The 18056-nt window shown below is 70.9% G+C and carries 13 protein-coding genes; 4 read left to right on the forward strand and 9 right to left on the reverse strand.

Going from position 1 to position 18056, the window contains the following annotated elements:
• Positions 1-159: 159 nt before the first annotated feature.
• Together ETD85_RS20380 and ETD85_RS20385 are read right to left on the reverse strand one after the other, a co-directional pair.
• On the reverse strand, positions 160-1617 hold the full coding sequence (locus ETD85_RS20380; RefSeq protein ID WP_138691336.1) for a peptidoglycan D,D-transpeptidase FtsI family protein: 1458 nt from the start codon (positions 1615-1617) through the stop codon (positions 160-162).
• A gap of 36 nt (positions 1618-1653) precedes the next feature.
• Positions 1654-2013 (reverse strand): MerR family transcriptional regulator, encoded by a 360-nt coding sequence (locus ETD85_RS20385; RefSeq protein WP_138691337.1) that lies wholly within the window; start codon positions 2011-2013, stop codon positions 1654-1656.
• Between the two features lie 81 nt (positions 2014-2094).
• Here ETD85_RS20385 and ETD85_RS20390 point away from each other — a divergent pair, with 81 nt between their 5' ends.
• On the forward strand, positions 2095-3018 hold the full coding sequence (locus ETD85_RS20390; protein ID WP_138691338.1) for an aldo/keto reductase: 924 nt from the start codon (positions 2095-2097) through the stop codon (positions 3016-3018).
• Between the two features lie 21 nt (positions 3019-3039).
• Here the strand turns inward: ETD85_RS20390 and ETD85_RS20395 are convergent, their stop codons facing one another.
• A complete protein-coding gene (locus tag ETD85_RS20395) occupies positions 3040-3678 on the reverse strand; it encodes a TetR/AcrR family transcriptional regulator (RefSeq protein ID WP_138691339.1) in 639 nt (212 codons plus the stop codon).
• 92 nt (positions 3679-3770) lie between these two features.
• Between ETD85_RS20395 and ETD85_RS20400 the strand changes: the two genes are divergently transcribed.
• Entirely contained in the window at positions 3771-5084 is a 1314-nt protein-coding gene (locus tag ETD85_RS20400) for a GH1 family beta-glucosidase (protein WP_138691340.1), read from the forward strand.
• On the opposite strand, the gene ETD85_RS20405 is transcribed toward ETD85_RS20400, so the two are convergent.
• The gene (locus ETD85_RS20405; RefSeq protein WP_138691341.1) at positions 5066-5962 is read right to left on the reverse strand and encodes a coiled-coil domain-containing protein; all 897 of its coding nucleotides are present in this window, start codon (positions 5960-5962) and stop codon (positions 5066-5068) included. The two genes, ETD85_RS20400 and ETD85_RS20405, sit on opposite strands and share 19 nt — an antisense overlap.
• 233 nt (positions 5963-6195) lie before the next feature.
• Between ETD85_RS20405 and ETD85_RS20410 the strand changes: the two genes are divergently transcribed.
• Positions 6196-9186 (forward strand): M14 family metallopeptidase, encoded by a 2991-nt coding sequence (locus tag ETD85_RS20410; protein ID WP_240779263.1) that lies wholly within the window; start codon positions 6196-6198, stop codon positions 9184-9186.
• A 188-nt stretch (positions 9187-9374) separates the two neighbouring features.
• A complete protein-coding gene (locus tag ETD85_RS20415) occupies positions 9375-10808 on the forward strand; it encodes an aldehyde dehydrogenase (protein WP_138691342.1) in 1434 nt (477 codons plus the stop codon).
• 246 nt (positions 10809-11054) lie between these two features.
• On the opposite strand, the gene ETD85_RS20420 is transcribed toward ETD85_RS20415, so the two are convergent.
• Genes ETD85_RS20420 through ETD85_RS20440 form a run of 5 tightly spaced genes read right to left on the reverse strand, consistent with a single transcriptional unit; the run spans position 11055 to position 18001 of the window.
• Positions 11055-11828 (reverse strand): alpha/beta hydrolase, encoded by a 774-nt coding sequence (locus tag ETD85_RS20420; RefSeq protein ID WP_240779264.1) that lies wholly within the window; start codon positions 11826-11828, stop codon positions 11055-11057.
• Positions 11829-11838: 10 nt separating this feature from the next.
• Positions 11839-14268 carry an ATP-binding protein gene (locus ETD85_RS20425; protein ID WP_138691343.1) on the reverse strand — a complete coding sequence of 810 codons (2430 nt, stop codon included), beginning with the start codon at positions 14266-14268 and terminating at the stop codon, positions 11839-11841.
• Positions 14269-14320: 52 nt separating this feature from the next.
• A complete protein-coding gene (locus tag ETD85_RS20430; protein ID WP_170246763.1) occupies positions 14321-14734 on the reverse strand; it encodes an AMP-binding protein in 414 nt (137 codons plus the stop codon).
• A gap of 56 nt (positions 14735-14790) precedes the next feature.
• On the reverse strand, positions 14791-17205 hold the full coding sequence (locus ETD85_RS20435; protein ID WP_138691345.1) for a LuxR C-terminal-related transcriptional regulator: 2415 nt from the start codon (positions 17203-17205) through the stop codon (positions 14791-14793).
• Between the two features lie 52 nt (positions 17206-17257).
• Positions 17258-18001 (reverse strand): AMP-binding protein, encoded by a 744-nt coding sequence (locus ETD85_RS20440; RefSeq protein ID WP_138691346.1) that lies wholly within the window; start codon positions 17999-18001, stop codon positions 17258-17260.
• Positions 18002-18056: the final 55 nt, after the last annotated feature.

Consider the following 18056-nt stretch of genomic DNA (forward strand, 5'->3'; position numbering starts at 1 on the left):
CCCACCGCCTGGCCAGCGTCCGCTACGCCGACCGCATCTACGTCCTCGACCACGGCAAGATCACCGAACAGGGCGACCACGCCACCCTCATGGCACTCGACGGCCTCTACGCCGACCTCTACACCCTCCAGGCCACCGCCTACCGCTGACCGGGCGGCCCTACGCGAGTGCGGCCTCGATGATGGCGCGGGCGATGGGGGCCACGGCGTCGGCCCGCGCGCCGGGACGCTCCAGCACGACCCCCACCGCCACCTCGGGCGCGTCCGCGGGCGCGAAGGCCGTCACGAGCGCGTGGTCCTCGGTCCCCGGCAGCGTCTCCAGGATGGCGGTCTTGGCGGCCACCTCCACGCCGGGGATGGCCGCGCCCGTCCCCGTGCCTCCCGCGCGGGTCACCGTCGTCATCATCTGGGCCAGCTGGCCGGCCAGGGTGGGCGACATGGCCGTCCGGTACGGCGCGGGGTTGGCCCGGTTGAAGACGGACCCGTCGGGCAGGCGCGCCTCCTCCACCAGGTACGGCCGCATCAGCACCCCGTCGTTGGCGACGGCCGCCGACAGCATGGCGATCATCAGCGGCGTGGCCCGGTTGTCGTGGTGCCCGATGGCTGCCAGCGCCGTCCGGGCCCGGTCCATCTCCGGCGGATACCTGCTCGGGGTGGTCGCCAGCGGGACGGTCAGCCCCGGGGCGTTGAAGCCGAACGCCTCCGCCTGGTCCCTGAGCAGGTCCTGGCCGAGCTGGAGCCCGATGTTGGCGAAGGCGGTGTTGCAGGAGACCTGGAACGCGTACGTCAGGGTCGGCCGGGTGTCGCCGCAGGCCGCGTGGCCCGCGTTCTGGAGGTAGGTCGGGGTGCCGGGCAGCCGCAGCCGGGTGGGGGCGTTCACCAGGGCGGCGGGCGTGTACTCGCCGGAGGCCAGCGCCGCGGCCGTGGTGACCAGCTTGAACGTGGAGCCGGGCGGATAGAGCTGGTTCAGCGCCCGGTTCAGCAGGGGCTGCGCGGGCGACTCTCTGAGCCGCCTGGTCGTCTCGGCGATCCGGGCGGCGTCGAAGCCGGCGAGGGTGTTCGGGTCGAACGACGGATAGCTGACCAGCGCCAGGATCGCGCCGGTCGCCGGGTTGATGGCCACCGCCGCCCCCGGGATCCCCGTCTGCTTGAGGCTCTGGTACGCGGCCCACTGCGCCCGATCGCTGATCGTCAGCCGGACGTCGGCCCCCTCGACGCGCCCGTCCCTGACCAGCGAGCGCACCCTGACCTTGGCGTCGTCCCCGGAAAGGACCGCGTCCTGGGCCTGCTCGATGCCCGTGGCGCGGCGCAGCGCGAGGTAGCCGGTGACGGGCGCGTAGAGCTCGCCGCTGCGGTAGACGCGCCGGTAGCCGTACGGGCCCTCGCCGGCCGGGCGGCTGGTGGCGATGACGGTGCCGTCGTAGGTGAGGATGTCGCCGCGCGGATGGTCGAACTTGGCGATGAGCGGGCGCTCGTTCCTGCGGTCGGCGTTGAGCGCCTGCGACCCGAACGCCTGGATGAGCGTGACGTGGACGAGCAGGGTGAACAGCAGCACCGCGCAGAGCTGGGCGACGCGGCGCATGGGCAGGTTGCTCCACCTTGCTCTCGGTCCGGCCATGGATCTTGGTTTAACAGCCGGACCGCAAAGGCGGCGCTACAGGACGCTTCGGTAGTAGGAAATCTTGTTGTGGATGAAGCTCTGCCGCTCGGCGAGGTTCGCGATCTGGGCCTGGACCTGCCGGTCGTGCTCCTCCAGGAGCTTGATGCGGTCGGGGATGGTGTGGTCGCCGGCGCGTACGAGCTCGGCGAAGCGCAGCATCTTGGCGATGGGCATCCCCGTGTCACGCAGGCAGCGGACCATGCCCAGCCAGCCGACGTCCTCCTGGCTGAACCTGCGCTGCCCGGCCGCGTTCCGGCCGACGCGCTCCAGCAGGCCGATCTTCTCGTAGTAGCGCAAGGTGTCGAGGCTGAAGCCGGTCTCCTCGACCACTTCCGCGGGGGTGTACACGCTCACGCGTACCAATATCCCACCTGGAGCACACTCCAGGTCAACCGGCTTGACATGGAGTGCGCTCCAGCTCTCAGAGTCGAGCCCATGAACATCGCACTCGGGACGATCCCCTTCGGGACCAGCGTGAGCCTGGACGACACCTTCGCCATCCTCGACCGCTTCCACGAAGCCGGCGGCACGAGGCTCGACACGGCCAACAACTACCCCTTCTGGGTCGAGGGCCGCACCGGCGACGAGAGCGAGCTGGCCATCGGGGACTGGCTGGCCGCTCGCGGAAACCGGGACGAGATGGTCATCAGCACGAAGGGCGGCGCCCGCCCCACCGTCGCCGGCGACCTCACCCTGGACTCTGCGGAGGGCCTGTCCGCGACCGCCGTGGTCAAGGCTGCGGAAGGCAGCCTGCGGAGATTGCGGACGGACTACATCGATGTGTATTGGTCGCACATCGAAGACCGTTCGGTCCCGCTCGAAGAGACCTTGGGGGCGCTCGCCGAGCTGGGCACGCAGGGCAAGATCCGCAGCGCGGGCGCGAGCAACATCGCGGCCTGGCGGCTGGAGCGGGCCAGGGCCGTCTCGGCCGCGCACGGCTGGCTGCCCTACACCCACCTGCAGCTGCGCCACACGTATCTGCGCCCGCGCCCGCTCGTCAGGCTCCCGGAGGCGGGGCACACGCTGGTCTCCGACGAGACCCTCGACTACCTGGCCGCCGAGCCGGACCTGACGCTGTGGGCGTACAACACGCTGATGTTCGGGGCCTACACGCGGGAGGACCGGCCGATCCAGGAGATCTACGACCACCCGGGCACGACCCGGCGCCTCGCCGTCCTGCGCGAGGTCGCGAAGGAGCTGGGCGCCACCCCGAACCAGGTCGTGCTGGCCTGGCTGCTGGCCGACGGCATCGTGCCCATCGTGGGCGTCTCCACGATGGGCCAGCTGGAGGAGGCCCTCGGGGCGGCGGACCTCAAGCTGGACGGCGAGCTGCGCGCCCGGATGGACGCCGCCGTCTGACCGGGCCCGGGGCCCGGCCGATCACGGCAGGTGGTCGGCGAGGTAGCGGCGGACCAGTTGCTTGCACTCGGCGATCAGGACGGGGTCGCCGCAGGGGTCGGCCCTGAAGGCCAGCTTGAGCACCGCGTCCGTGGCCTCGACCGCCACCAGCAGGGCGCGGTCGAGCCCGGGCCCGGCGGGCGCGTCCAGGAGGTCGAGCGTGAGGCTGCGCAGCCGCTCGGCCACCACGGCGTTGTTGTCCTGCTTCCCGTCGAGCGCCCGTTTGGTGCCCTCGACGGGAATGCCTCCGGGCGTGACGAGCACCTCGCCGAAGTCCAGCACGGCGAACCCGGGCGTGGTGCGCTTCATGTCGACGAACTCGTCGATGGCGAGGTCCACCAGATCCGTCCAGTGGCCGAGCTCTGCCACGGCGATGCGCTCGGTGATGCGGTGCAGGAACGCCTCCAGGTTGCGCCGCGCCAGCGCGCGCACCAGCCCCTGCTTGTCGTGGAAGAACTGGTAGAACGTGCCGATCGGCACCTCGGCACGGCGCGCGACCTCCTTCGTGGTCAGCGCTTCGTAGCCGACCGCGTCGAGCAGGAGCGCGCACTCGTCGAGCATCCGTTCCACCCGCTCCACGCTCCGGCGCTGGGCGGGACGGCGGCGCAAGGTACTCGTCATGCCTCCATCCTTACGTATTACCAGCAGGTAAAGCTTGCCACTTCGGCTTCAGATAACATGAGCCACACTCGCGAAGTAGCAGGGAGCCTGGGATGTTCCTATGGGGTACGGCCACGGCCGCCTACCAGATCGAGGGCGCCACCGAGGAAGACGGCAGGGGCCCGTCCATCTGGGACACCTTCGCCCGCGAGCCCGGCCGCACCAGAGACGGGCACACCGGGGACGTGGCCTGCGACCACTACCACCGGTGGCGCGAGGACGTCGCGCTCATGTCCGGGCTCGGGCTGAACGCCTACCGCTTCTCGATCTCCTGGCCGCGCGTGCAGCCGCTCGGCGACGGCGCGGTGAACGGGCGCGGGCTCGACTTCTACGACCGGCTCGTGGACGCGCTGCTGGCGGCGGGCATCCAGCCGGTGCCCACGCTGTTCCACTGGGACCTGCCCCAGGCCCTTCAGGACCGGGGCGGGTGGATGAACCGCGAGATCGCCCCGATCTTCGCCGAGTACGCCCGCGTCGTCGCCGAGCGCCTGGCCGACCGCGTCCCCCTGTGGATCACGCTCAACGAGCCGTTCGTCCACATGGCCTACGGCCACGCCCTGGGCCTGCACGCCCCCGGCCAGGCCCTGCTGACGGGCGCGCTGCCGGCCGCGCATCACCAGCTACTCGCGCACGGCCTGGCCGTGCAGGCGCTCAGGGCGTCGGGGGCCCGCCAGGTGGCGCTCACCAACAACTGCACGCCGGTCTGGCCCGCCTCGCGGGAGGAGCCCGACCTGAAGGCCGCGGACGCCTATGACATCCTGCACAACCGCCTGTTCAACGACCCGGTCCTCCTCGGGAGATATCCGGACTTGTCGGCCTACACCCCGGCGCTGGACTTCCTGCGCGACGGGGACCTGGCCACCATCTCCGCCCCGCTGGACGTTCTCGGCATCAACTACTACAACCCCACCCGCATCGCCGCCCCGGCCTCCCCCGAGCTGCCGTTCACGGACGCGGGCATCACCGGCCACCCCACCACTGCCTTCGGCTGGCCGGTCGTCCCCGACGGCCTGCGCGAGCTGCTGACGGGCCTCAGGTCCCGGTACGGGACCGCGCTCCCGCCGATCATGATCACCGAGAACGGCTGCTCCCAGCCCGACGAGCTCACCGACGCGGGCACGATCGAGGACACCGCCCGCGTCTCCTACCTGGAGGGTCACCTCGCGGCCATGCACCGGGCCATGGACGAGGGCGTGGACGTGCGCGGCTACTTCGCCTGGTCGCTGCTGGACAACTTCGAGTGGGCCGAGGGCTACCACCAGCGCTTCGGCCTGGTGCACGTGGACTTCGCGACCCAGCGCCGCACGCCGAAGCGCTCCTACCACTGGCTGAGGGACTTTCTGATGGCTCAGAACACCGACACGTGAACGTGGTCGTAGTGGTTGGCCGTCACGCCGCCGCGGTCCGACATCGGGTCCCAGCCGCCGCCTGAGCGGATGTCGTAGTAGCGCTGCTTCCAGATGATGTACATCACGCCCAGCCTGGAGCCGTTCTGGATGAGCCATTCGGCCAGGGCGTCACCCCGGTCGGCGTCGGCGCCGGCGGCCATCCTGCCGCCGCTGGACATCATGAAGTCGCAGGCCCGGCCCTTGCCGTGCTCGCCGGGGTCGCCGGGACGCAGGCAGCCCACGCCGTACTTCATCGGGAAATTCTGCATGATCTCCGCGCGCACGGAGATCATGCGCGGCGTCAGCCCCTCGGCGCCGCCGGGCTGCTGGAAGCCGTATTTGGCGAGCAGGCGCTCGATGTCGCGCCGCTTGGCCTGCATGGCCTTGATCTCCTTGCGCAGCTTCTCGATCTTGTCGTTGGCCTCGACCTTCGCGGTCTTCGACTTCTCGATCAGCTTCTGGATGTTCTGGACCCGCTGGGTGCGCTCGCCGGCCATGAAGGCCATGTTGGCCGCCTGCCCCAGCAGTTTGTACGGGTCCGTACTGGGAGCGATGAGCTGGATGTTGTCCAGCGGGCCCACGATGTAGGAGGTCTGCGCGATCCGGCCGACGTCGGCCTGCGCGGCCTTGAGCTGCGCGTCGAGGTCTCCGGAGGTGTCGGTGGCCTTCTTGGCCTGGATCCTGATCTCCTCCAGGCTCTGGATCTGGCCGCGGTAGAGGTCATTCAGCCTGGCCGCCTGCTTGGTGAGCTTGCGCAGCTCAGCGGGGGTGGGGTCGGCCAGGGCGGGTTGCGGCGCGGGGAGTGCGAGCAGCCCGGCGAGAACGGCGACAAGAACGGCGGATCGCCAGATTCTCACACCCGTCCCCTCCCCTCATAGACGGACCGAAACTATAGAAGATGATCTTGATGCCTGTCATCCGAACGACCGAACTGCCGCACCTTTGGCGATGTTTTTAGGTATTTGTCGGATATAAGGAAGATCTAAAAGATTGGGCCTTGTATAGATCGCTCCAACGGTCTGAGATGGCGATCGAACTCGTCTCTGCGAAGGGGCAGACCGTGTCTCGTACCTTGACAATCGTCGCCGCCGTGATCATCGGCTTAGGCACCTCAATCGTGGCACTTCCCGCGCAGGCGTCGCTGGACCCGCTGCCCGCGCGCGACCGCATCGAGCTGTACGAGCTCGACAGCCCGCCCGGCACCGCCCAGACGCTCAGGGAGAAGGGCTTCGACGTCGTCCAGCAGGAGAGCAAGGGCGGCAAGGAGCACGTCGAGCTCACCGCGGCCCAGACCGACCTCGACGCGCTGAAGAAGCTCGGCTACCGGCCGCAGCCCGTGCGCAACCCCCAGGGCCAGACGCAGCTGGAGGCCGCCAAGGCGCAGGCCGCGGGCGGCTACACCGTCTACAAGTCCTACTCGGAGCCCGGCGGCATCGCCGACCAGCTCAAGGCCGTCGCGAACGCCAACAGGGACATCGTCAAGCTCCAGTCGATCGGCAAGACGCTGCGCGGCCAGGACATCCTGGCGGCCAAGGTGACCACCGGCGCCAGGGTGCTGCCCGACGGCATCAAGCCCTCGACCCTCTACTCGGCCACGCAGCACGCCCGCGAGTGGATCTCCACCCAGGTCGACCTGCGCCTGCTGAAGTACGTCGTCGCGAACAAGACCGCGCTCCGGGACCTGCTCAACAAGACGGAGCTGTGGTTCGTGCCGGTGGCCAACCCCGACGGCTACGACTTCACCTTCACCGAGGGCAACCGCCTGTGGCGCAAGAACCTGCGCGACAACGACGGCGACGGCCAGATCAGGATCGGCGACGGCGTCGACCCCAACAGGAACTTCCCCACGAACTTCCACTACGACGAGGAAGGCTCGTCGAGCATCCCCAGCAGCGAGACCTTCCGCGGCTCGGGACCGGCCAGCGAGCCCGAGACCAGGGCCATGGACGGCCTGCTGCGGCGCGTCGGGTTCGAGATGCAGCTCAACTACCACTCCTTCGGCCCGCTGCTGCTCTACCCGATCGGCGTGCAGATCGCCACGGAGACGGCCGACAACCCGATCTACGAGGCGCTCACCGGGAACGACGCCAACCCCGCCATCCCCGGCTTCGACCCGGACCTCGGCGCCGAGCTCTACACGACCAACGGCGACACCAACGACCAGGCGCACGCCCAGTACGGGACGCTGTCCTGGACGCCCGAGCTCGACGAGGGCTGCGACGGCTGCGGCTTCGTCTTCCCCGATGACGAGGCGCTGGTGCAGGCCGAGTTCGAGAAGGGCCTGCCGTTCGCGCTCGACGTCGCCAAGTCGGCGGTCAACCCGGTCGAGCCGGTGACCCACCTGGGCAACAGGACCCCGGACTTCGAGATCGACCCGTTCGAGCTCAGCTACGGCAGGGACCAGGTCGTCCAGGTCAACGCCAAGCGCAAGCTCGGCCCGGTGTTCCTGAACTACCAGGTCAACGGCGGCCGTACCAAGGTGTCGCTGACCGGCGAGTGGAAGGGCGGCGAGCGCTACGGCAAGGGCTACAACCGCTACTACCACCGGCTGCGCGGCAAGATCACCGGCACGAAGCCGGGTGACAAGGTCAAGGTCTGGTTCAGCTCGATCGGCAGGAAGAGCGCCGACTTCACCTACACCGTCGCCACCGACATCGGCGGCCAGGTGCTGGTGCTGGCCGCCGAGGACGTCACCGGCATCAGCCCGGCGCAGGGCGTGACCGAGGCCAAGTACGCCGACGAGTACGCCGCCGCGCTCACCGCGGCGGGCTACACCTCGGACGTGTACGACATGGACAGGCTGGGCCGCAAGGCGCCGCACCCGCTCGGCGTGCTCAGCCACTACAAGGCGGTGGTCTGGGAGACCGGCGACGACATCATCCCGAGGACGACCGGCCAGGTGGGCGGCACCACCTCCAAGGGCGGCGTGGACACCGAGCTGGCGGTCCGCGACTACCTGAACGAGGGCGGCAAGCTGCTGCACGCCGGCAAGTACCCGTCGTACGCGCAGAACAACAACGGCCTGTACTACTACCAGCCCGACCAGCCGGCGCAGGCGGAGTGCACGGTGCCGGACGACCCGCCGTGCATCCCGGTGTTCAACGACTTCCAGCAGTACTGGCTGGGCGCCTACGTCTTCTTCGACGACGCGGGCACCGACGAGTCGGGACAGCCGTTCGCCCTCCAGGGCGTCGGCGGCAAGTTCGACGGCTTCGGCGCCACGATCGAGCCGGGCCACACCAACTCGTTCGTGGCCACCTCGGCGATCCTGCCCCCGGCGCAGTTCCCGCAGTTCGCCAGCTCCGCCCCGATCAAGTGGGTACGCCCCGGCGGCCCCTTCGACCCGCACACCGGCGCGTGGGACGTCTACAGCGGCATCGCCGACGTCTCGTGGAAGCGGCTGACCAAGACCATCGACCTGACCGGGAAGAGCGGCGGCGACCTGTCGTTCTGGACGTCGTACGACACGGAGAGCGCCTGGGACTTCCTCACGGTCGAGGCCAGGACGGCGGGCGGCGACGACTGGACCACCTTGCCGGACGCCAACGGCCACACCAGCGCGGACACCGGCGACAGCTGCCTGACGGAGAACAGCGGCGGCTGGCGCACGATCCACCCGTTCACGCAGCGCTACCAGGGCCCGGCCTGCGAGCCGACCGGCACCTCCGGCTCGTGGAACGCCGCCTCCGGCAACTCGGCCGGCTGGCAGCAGTGGAAGATCGACCTGACCCCGTACGCGGGCAAGCAGGTCGAGCTGTCCATCTCCTACATCAGCGACTGGAGCACCCAGGGGGCGGGCGTCTTCCTGGACGACTTCGCGGTCACCCTGGACGGCGCCACGACCGAGTCGACCTCGTTCGAGTCGGACCTGGGCGGCTGGGCCGCCGGCGCGCCGCCGGAGGGCTCGGCGCCGTCGATCAACAACTGGTTCCGGACGGACCAGGTGTTCGAGGAGGGCGCGGGGATCACCACCCAGGACACGGTGTATCTCGGATTCGGCGCTGAGAGCGTGACCGACCAGGCCGCGCGTACAGACCTGGTCAAGAGGTCCATGCGGCACCTGCTCGGCGATCCGCGCTGACGCCCCTGAGGGGCGTCTGAGGACGCTCAGGGACCGTTGAGGGACCTTTGACGGGCCTTCGATGGGCCTGGGAGGGACACGGCACGGGCGTGCCGTGTCCCTCTTGCGTGTCCGGACAGAACATGGTTCGGTCGCCTTGAGGCATTCCTCTAGCGAGCAAGCATTCGGTCAAGCAGGAGGCTCACGACATGCGCCAGCACGACACGCTGTTCATCGGGGGCGAATGGGTGGCCCCAGCGGGCACCGGAACGATAGACGTCATCTCCCCGCACACCGAGGAGCTCGTCGGCCGGGTGCCCGACGGCACGCCCGAGGACATGGAGCGCGCGATCGCCGCGGCCCGGCAGGCGTTCGACCACGGGCCGTGGCCGCGGCTGTCGTTCGCCGAGCGGGCCGAGGTGCTCGGCCGGCTGGCCGCGATCTACAACGAGCGGCAGGCCGAGATGGCCCAGCTCATCACCGAGGAGATGGGCTCGCCCATCACCTTCTCCAACCTGGCACAGGCCCCTCAGCCGCTGGGCATGCTGCAGTACTACGCCGAGCTCGGCAAGACCTTCGTCCAGGAGGAGCAGCGGCCGGGGCTGTTCGGCCCGATCACCGTCCGCAGGGAGCCCGTGGGCGTGGTGGCGGCCGTGGTGCCGTGGAACGTGCCGCAGTTCGTCACGATGACGAAGCTCGCGCCCGCGCTGCTGGCCGGCTGCACGATCGTGCTCAAGCCGGCGCCCGAGACGCCGCTGGACGCGTACCTGCTGGCCGAGTGGGCGGTCGAGGCGGGCCTGCCGGCCGGCGTGCTCAACATCGTGGCCGCCGGCCGCGAGACCGGCGAGCACCTGATCTCGCACCCCGGCGTGGACAAGGTGGCCTTCACCGGCTCGACGGCGGCCGGCCGGCGCATCGCGGCCATCTGCGGCGAGCAGCTCAAGCGGGTCAGCCTGGAGCTGGGCGGCAAGTCGGCCGCCATCATCCTCGACGACGCCGACCTGGCCTCCAGCATGGGCATGCTGGCGATCGCCTCGCTCATGAACAACGGCCAGGCGTGCGTGGCGCAGACCCGCATCCTGGCCTCGCAGAGCCGCTACGACGAGGTCGTCGAGGCGGTCGCGGGCATGGTCAACTCCCAGCCCGTCGGCGACCCGGCCGACCCGTCGACCGGCATCGGCCCGCTGGTGGCCAAGCGCCAGCAGGACCGGGTCGAGGCGTACATCAAGATCGGCATGGAGGAGGGCGCCAAGGTCGTCACCGGCGGGCTCGACCGGCCGTACGACCGCGGCTGGTACGTCTCGCCCACCGTCTTCGCCGGCGTCACCAACGACATGCGCATCGCCCGCGAGGAGATCTTCGGGCCGGTGCTGGCCGTGATCCCGTACGACGACGAGGCCGACGCCATCAGGATCGCCAACGACAGCGACTACGGCCTGGCCGGCACGGTGTGGACCGCCGACACCGAGCACGGCATGGACGTGGCCCGCCAGGTCCGCACGGGCACCTACGGCGTGAACTGCTTCATGCTGGAGTCCAACGCGCCCTTCGGCGGCTACAAGGCCAGCGGCATCGGCCGCGAGCTGGGCCCCGAGGGCCTGAGCGGCTACCTGGAGTACAAGACGATCGCCCGGCTGGGCTGACCGGCCGCGAGTCAGGGCCCCGCGCGTGCCGCGGGGCCCTCGTCGTTGCGGGCTGCTCACCCAGCGCGCCCCCGCGACGCTAGGTGTGCAAACCACGACCTGCTCGCAGGCCGCTGGACGCGCCCTACTGTGAGCGACCGTCCGACCACAGAAGTATGTCCCATGTCCACCGCATCGGCGGTTTCCTTCCCCAGGGACTTTCTCCCGGTGGTTTCTTTCCATCCGCCCTAGGTAGACGTGTATTACTCACGAAAAGTTCGAGGAGATCCATTTGCCGATTCTGCGGATGAGATCGGGGGTCGCCGCGGACTCCGCGTGACCGTATCCGGGCTCGATCCAGAGCTCCTTGGGCTCGCGTGCGCCGCCGTAGAGCTGGTGCGCGTGTTCGAGCGGGAAGAACGTGTCGGCGTCGCCGTGGACGATCAGCAGCGGGGTCGGCGAGATGAGCGCGGCGGCCTCGTGCGGCGGCATCGGGATCGGGTCCCACTGGCCGCGCATGATCCTCGTACGCTTGGCCACCCGGGCCGCCCACCGGCCGAACGGCCGCTCGATCGCCCAGTGGACCTGGCGCATCGGCTTGGTGCCCCGGTAGTACCAGCGGGCGGGTCCGCTCACCGCGGCCACCGCGTCCACGCCGCCGCGCAGGCCAGCGTGCCGCACGGCCACCGCCGCGCCCATCGAGAACCCCACCACCGCGATCTTCGAGTAGCCGATCACGCGGGCGTGCCTGACCGCGGCCTCGACGTCGAGGATCTCCAGGTCACCCACGGTGGTCTCGCCGCCGGAACGCCCGTGCCCGCGGAAGTCGAACGCGATCACACCGCCGTAGCCGCTCAGCACGTGCACGATCCGGCGCGCGGACCGCTCCCGCCACGACCCCGTGAACCCGTGCGCCACGACGATCCCGAGTCCCATGTCGTGCCCATGGCCTCCGCTGCGCAGAGGCGGGGTGTGTGCGGCGTCGATGCGGACCCCGTCCTCGGTCCTCAGCATCACGGGGAAATTGGGCGCGAAAGGCATGGATGTCAGCTTATGTTCGTCCGGAATCCGCCCCGTGCTCGGCCGCCCACACCGCGATCTGCGCCCGGGAGGAGAATCCCAGCTTCTCCATGATGTTGGCGACGTGCCTGGCCACCGTGGCCGTGCTGATCACCAGCTCCAGCGCGATGGCCCGGTTGCTCAGCCCGCGGGCGAGCAGCACGGCGATGTCCCGCTCCCTGGCGGTCAGCCCGCCGTACCGCGGCTCGGGCGCCACGGACACCGGCCGCCGCGCGGGCGCCGCCTCGCGGTCGAGCACCCGCCTGGCCACCTCGTCGGCGGGCTGCTCCGTCCCCGTCGCCCACAGCAACGCCACCCGGCCCTCGCCGAGCTCCGCACGGGCCTGCGCCAGCAGCTCCTGGACGCGCCCTGGCGTGCCGAACTGCCCGATGGCGTCACGCAGCACCGTGGCGGCCGCCGCGGCCAGCACGGCGCCTTCGAGGTCGCCCTGTGCCCGTGCCAGCGCCGACATGGCCATCAGCGCCCGCACGATCCCCCTGCGCTGCCCCGTCTGCCTGCTCAGGGCCAGGCTCGCGGCCACATGTGCTCGGGCGGCGGCGTAGTCGCCGAGACCGGCGGCCACCCTGCCGAGCTGGGCCTGGCAGCGGGCCAGCTCCACCCGGTTGTCCATGTCCCGCAGCAGCGGCAGCGCGGCGCCGTGATGGGACAGCGCCGCTTCCAGGTCGCCCGCGGCCTCGGCCACCGCCCCCAGATGGGCCAGCGCCCTGGCCAGCGTCCAGTGGTGCCCCGACTCCCTGGCCAGGGCCAGGGCCTCCTCCCCACTGCGCCGCGCCTGGCGCAACCGGCCGTGGAACAGCGCCAGGTTGAGCTGCGCGATCCTGACGGTGGCCAGGTTGAACAGGTCGTCGTGGGCGCGGGCCGCCGCCTCCAGCTCCTCCAGGTACCGCAGCGCCTTGTCGCTCTGCCCCGTGCGGAAGAAGACGGTCAGCGCCACTCCGTAGGTGATGCCGAGCCAGTGCGTGTAGGGGTGCTTCTTCTGCTCCTCGACGCCCTGCACGATGAGCTCCTCCGCGCGGGCCAGCTCGTCGCCGAGCTCCAGCCCGTACGCCAGGCCGCCCTTGGCCACCGCGATCAGGTCGGGCGGCACCGCGGACAGGTCGAGCGCCAGTAGCCGCTCGTGCCAGCCGACGCTCTCCCCCAGGTCGCCGCGGACCGCGAGCACGGCCAGCGCCGCGCGGGCCAGGCGCAGCCCGAGCACGGGCTGCTTCGAGGCCACCGCCCAGCCGACCGCGATCCTGCAGTCGTCGAGCAGGCCGCGGCCCTTGGTGAAGTGCGCGAACCGCTCGGGCCACGGCGTCCGCCGGTCCAGCGAGCCCGCCTCGTAGTGGTGCTCCATCTCCTCGCAGATGACGCGCAGGTGCCGGTCGCGCAGGCGTCCGGCCTCACCCGCCTCCTCCAGCCGCTGCGCGGCGTAATCCCTGATGGTCTCCAGCAGGCGGTAGCGGCCCGCGCCGTCGAGGTGCATCACCAGCGACTTGTCCACCAGGCCGCCGAGCAGATCGAGCAGGTCGAGCCTGCGCACGATGCCGCCGTCCGCGCACACCCGCTCGGCCAGCTCCAGGTCGAACTGCCCGGCGAACACCGACAACCGGCGCAGCAGCACCCGCTCCTTGGGGGTGAGCAGGTCGTGGCTCCACTCGACGGTGGCGAGGAGCGTGCGCTGCCTGGCGGGAGCCGTACGGTCGCCGGAGGTGAGCAGCCTGAACCGGTCGCCGATCCGGTCGGCGATCCGGCCGGGGCTCAGCACGCTGGTGCGGGCCGCCGCCAGCTCCAGCGCCAGGGGCAGCCCGTCGAGCGCGCGGCACAGGCGTACGACGTCGTCCATGGAGGCGGCCACCGCCCGCGCGCCCGCCGCCAGCGCCCGCTCGACGAAGAGCAGCACGGACTCGGCGTCGGGGTGGTGGTCGTCGGGCAGCTCCAGCGGCGGCACCCGCCAGATCAGCTCGCCCGGGATCCGCAGCGGCTCGCGGCTGGTCAGCAGGAACCGCAGCTCGGGGCACTCGGCGATCAGCCCGGTCACCAGCTCGGCGCAGTGCTCGACCAGGTGCTCGCAGTTGTCCAGGACGACCAGCGTGCTGGCCTCGCGCAGGCGCACGCGCAGGCCGTCGAGCAACCGCCCAGGAGCCTCGTCACGAACGCCGAGCACCTCGGCCAGCTCGTTGACGATCAGCGCAGGATCGCCGATGCGGGCCAGCTCCACCAGCCACACGCCGTCGGCGAACCGGGGCACGGCCTGCGCCGCCACGCGCAGCGACAGGCGGGTCTTGCCGATGCCGCCGACCCCGCTGAGCGTGATCACGCGTTCTTCGTGGACCAGCGTGCTCAGCTCGGCCACGTCTCTCGCGCGTCCGACGAAGCGGTTGGGCTCGGCGGGCAGGTTGTGCAGGAGTTGCGTGGTCATGAGGGGCCCAAGCGGTCGCGGCGGATCTCATCCCTGCTCAGTGTCCACCGCTTCAGCGCTCCGTGCGATCACTTTCCGCGCAGATTCGGCGACTGCCCGGATACGAATGTAGAGCGCTCAGGTCCGCCACGCTCATCACGACGCGTACGCGCGACTCGTCCGCCGCGTCCAGGGCGTGCGGCAGATCGGAGATCATCACGCGGGCGCCGCTCGCCTTGATCCGGTCTCTGAGCGAGCCCGTGTCGAGGTCGGCGGGCACCGGCCAGGCGACGCCGCCCGCGGCGATCACCGCGTCGGCGGCCACCAGCAGGTCGGGCCCGACCGGCAGGCAGATGAGCACGGTGTCACCCGTGCGCACTCCTCTGCGCCGCAACTGGACGGTCGCGACGGCGGACCTCTCGTCCAGCTGCTCCTCGGTGAGCTCCAGGCCGGTGCCTGAGTCCACCATGACGATGCGCTCATCCATGCAGCCCACGCTAGGGAGGGCGTCACATGCATACATGGGGCGGAATATGCAGATCCCTATGCAGAATCGCCGGAGCGCTCGGCGGCCCACACCGCGATCTGCGCCCGCGAGGTGTAGCCGAGCTTCTCCATGATGTTGGCGATGTGGCGCGCGACGGTCGCCGGGCTGATCACCAGCTCCTCCGCGATGGCCCGGTTGGACAGCCCTCGGGTGAGCAGGCCCGCGATCTCCCTCTCGCGCGCGGTCAGCAGCGAGTGTCTGACCGGCTCGGTCGCCACGGGGCCGGCGCTCGCCAGCCGCTCGCCTTCGAGCACGTGGTGGGCGGCGTCGTCGGGGCTCATGGCCCGGCCGCGCGACCAGAGCGAGGTGGTGCGGCCGTCGCCCAGCTTGGTGCGGGCCCGGCCGAGCAGCTCCTCGATCCTGGTCGTGGCCGACTGCTGGCCGATCGACTCGCGCAGCGTGGCCGCCGCCGCGGCGGCCAGCACGGCGCTCTCCAGGTCGCCTTCGGACTCGGCCAGCACCGACAGCCCCACCAGGCACCTGGCCACCCCCTGGCGCTGCCCGGTGGCCCGGCCCAGCGCGAGGCTCGCGGCCAGCCGCTCCCTGGCCGTGGCGAACTCGTGCAGCATCGCCGCCACCCTGCCGATCCTGGCCAGGCAGCGCGCCAGCTCCGGGTCGCTGCCCAGCTCCTGCAGCCAGGGGACGGCCAGTTCGTACTGGGCCTGGGCGGCCACCAGGTCGCCGCGGGCCTCGGCCACCGCGCCGAGCTGGGCCGCGGTCCTGGCCATGATCCAGCGGTGGCCGTGTGCGCGCGCCCGCGCGAGCGCCTCCTCGCCGTGCCGCTGCGCCTCGCGCAACCGGCCGCGGGTCAGGGCCACCGCGGACAGCCCGGCCAGCCCCGCCGCCTGGTTCCAGGTGTCGCCGGAGCTGGTGGCCAGCGCCAGGCCCTCCTCCGCGTGGTGCAGCGCCTCGTCGGTCCGGCCGATGCGCAGCAGCACCACCACCATGAGGCTGTGCATGACGCAGCGCGGGAAGACGTTCGGCGGTGGCAGCCCCGCCAGGCTCTCCCCGGCCACCTCCAGCGAGCGGCTCAGCTCGTCTCGCGCCTCCAGCCCGTAGGCGAGGTAGGCCTTGGCGTGCGCGACCTGCCCGTCGGGCACATGGGTCAGGTCCAGCGAGAGCAGGCGTTCGATCCAGGCGACGATCTCCGTCAGGTTGCCGCCGATGGGCAGCAGCCCGGTGCTGGTCGTGCACAGGCGCAGGCCCAGCAGCGCGTTACCGGACTCGGCCGCCCAGTCGAGCGCCACCCGCTGGTCGTCGAGCAGGCTCCTGCTCATGGTCAGCGCCGCCAGCCGCTCGGGCCACGGGACGTCCGGCGTCACCATCTCGGTCGTGAAATGGCGGGCCTGCAGCTCGCAGAGCACGTTGAGATGCCGCTCGCGCAGGACCTCGTGCTCACCCGCCTGTTCGAGGCGCTCGACCGCGTAACGCTTGATGGTCTCCAGCAGCCAGTAGCGCCTGCGGCTCTCGTCGCACAGCACGAGGGACTTGTCGACCAGGCCGCCGAGCAGATCGACGATCTCCGGCTCGGAGATGGGCCGCTCGGCGCAGACCTGCTCGGCCAGGTCCAGGTCGAAGGCGCCGGCGAACACCGACAGCCGGCGCAGCAGCACCTGCTCCTTGGCCGACAGCAGGTCGTAGCTCCACTCGACGGTCGCGAGCAGCGTGCGATGCCGGGCGGGGGCCGTGCGCCCGCCGGTGGTCAGCAGCGAGAAGCGATCGTCTATCCGGTCGGCGATCTGCCCGGGGCTGAGCAGGCTCGTGCGCGCCGCGGCCAGCTCCAGCGCCAGCGGCAGCCCGTCGAGCGCCTGGCACAGGCGCACCACGTCGGGCAGGCTCTCCCGGCCGAGCCTGGTGCCGGCCGCCGCCGAGCGGTCCATGAAGAGCTGCACGGACTCGGCGTCGGGGGTGCCCATGTCGGGCAGGTCGAGCGGCGGCACCCGCCAGATGAGCTCGCTGGCGATGCGCAACGGCTCTCTGCTGGTGGCCAGGATGCTCAGCCGCGGGCAGGCGGCGATCAGCGCCGCGGACACCTCGGCGCACCTGTCGACCAGGTGCTCGCAGTTGTCGAGCAGCAGCAGGCAGCGCAGGCCGCGCAGCCGGGCCGTCACGGTGTCGAGCAGCGGTCGGCCGGTCTCCTCCCGCACGCCGAGCACGCGGGCGATCTCCTGGGCCACGAACTCGGGCCTGCTGAACCTGGCCAGCTCCACCAGCCAGACGCCGTCGGGGTAGGCGGGCACCAGCCCGGCGGCCACCCGCAGCGCCAGCCGGGTCTTGCCGATGCCGCCGACGCCGCACAGCGTCACCACCCGCGTCTCGCCGAACAGCCCGCGCAGATCGTCGAGGTCACGCTCACGACCCACGAACCGGTTGGGCTCTGCTGGAAGATTGTGCCGTGGGGGCTCTGGCATGTGGTCACCCTGCGTCGCGGAAGGATCACACTCTCCCACAGTGTCGCACTTTTCACAGTCCAAGCGAGCTTACGACCGCTCTTTCGTCGACGACACGCAGCAGCGGGTCGCCGAGCAGGCGTCTGGCCAGGTCATAGGGTGCGACGACCAGGGTGGCCCGGCGCTCCTGGGCCAGCACCCGGCAGCCCACCAGGCTCGGCTCGTGGGCGACCACGACGTGGGCGCCGGACATCATGGCCAGGTCGATCACCCGCAGCCCCCTGAACGACTCGCTGACCGCGTTGATCACGACGTCGTCCTTGCCGATGACCAGCCGGGCGGCCAGCCTGCGCAGGTCGCCGGCCAGCTCGTCGTGGCCGAACATGCGCTCGCCACCGACGACCACCGCCGGGCCCGCGAGCGGGCCGAACTCCAGGCCGCGCTCGCCCACCAGCTCGCCGAACGGCTTGGCGCCGGCCACCGGCTGGAAGGAGAAGACCTGCTCCACCCGAGCCGTGCCGGGGTCGTAGTGCGCCTGGGTGATCATCATGCGGGCGGCGCCGCACGAGCCGAGCACGGAGACCCCGCCGGCCCAGGCCACGGAGTGGATCGCGACCGGCAGCGTCGCGCCGAGCGGGACGTCGACGAGCACGTGGTCGCCGTAACGCAGACCCAGACGGCGCAGACCCGCCGCGGCGCGCGTGACGCGCCGGATGAAGGCCGCGTACGACAACACCTCGCCGGTCCTGACGTCGCTCACAGCCGGTTGGTCGCCCTGAATCGGTGCTGCGGCCATAACCAGCTCTGTCCAGGTCATGCCGCCAATCTAGGTATCGCCGCCGCGATTGCCATGCGCACAATTGTGCAACCGC

This window comes from Nonomuraea zeae (assembly GCF_005889725.1).
Classification (GTDB): domain Bacteria; phylum Actinomycetota; class Actinomycetes; order Streptosporangiales; family Streptosporangiaceae; genus Nonomuraea; species Nonomuraea zeae.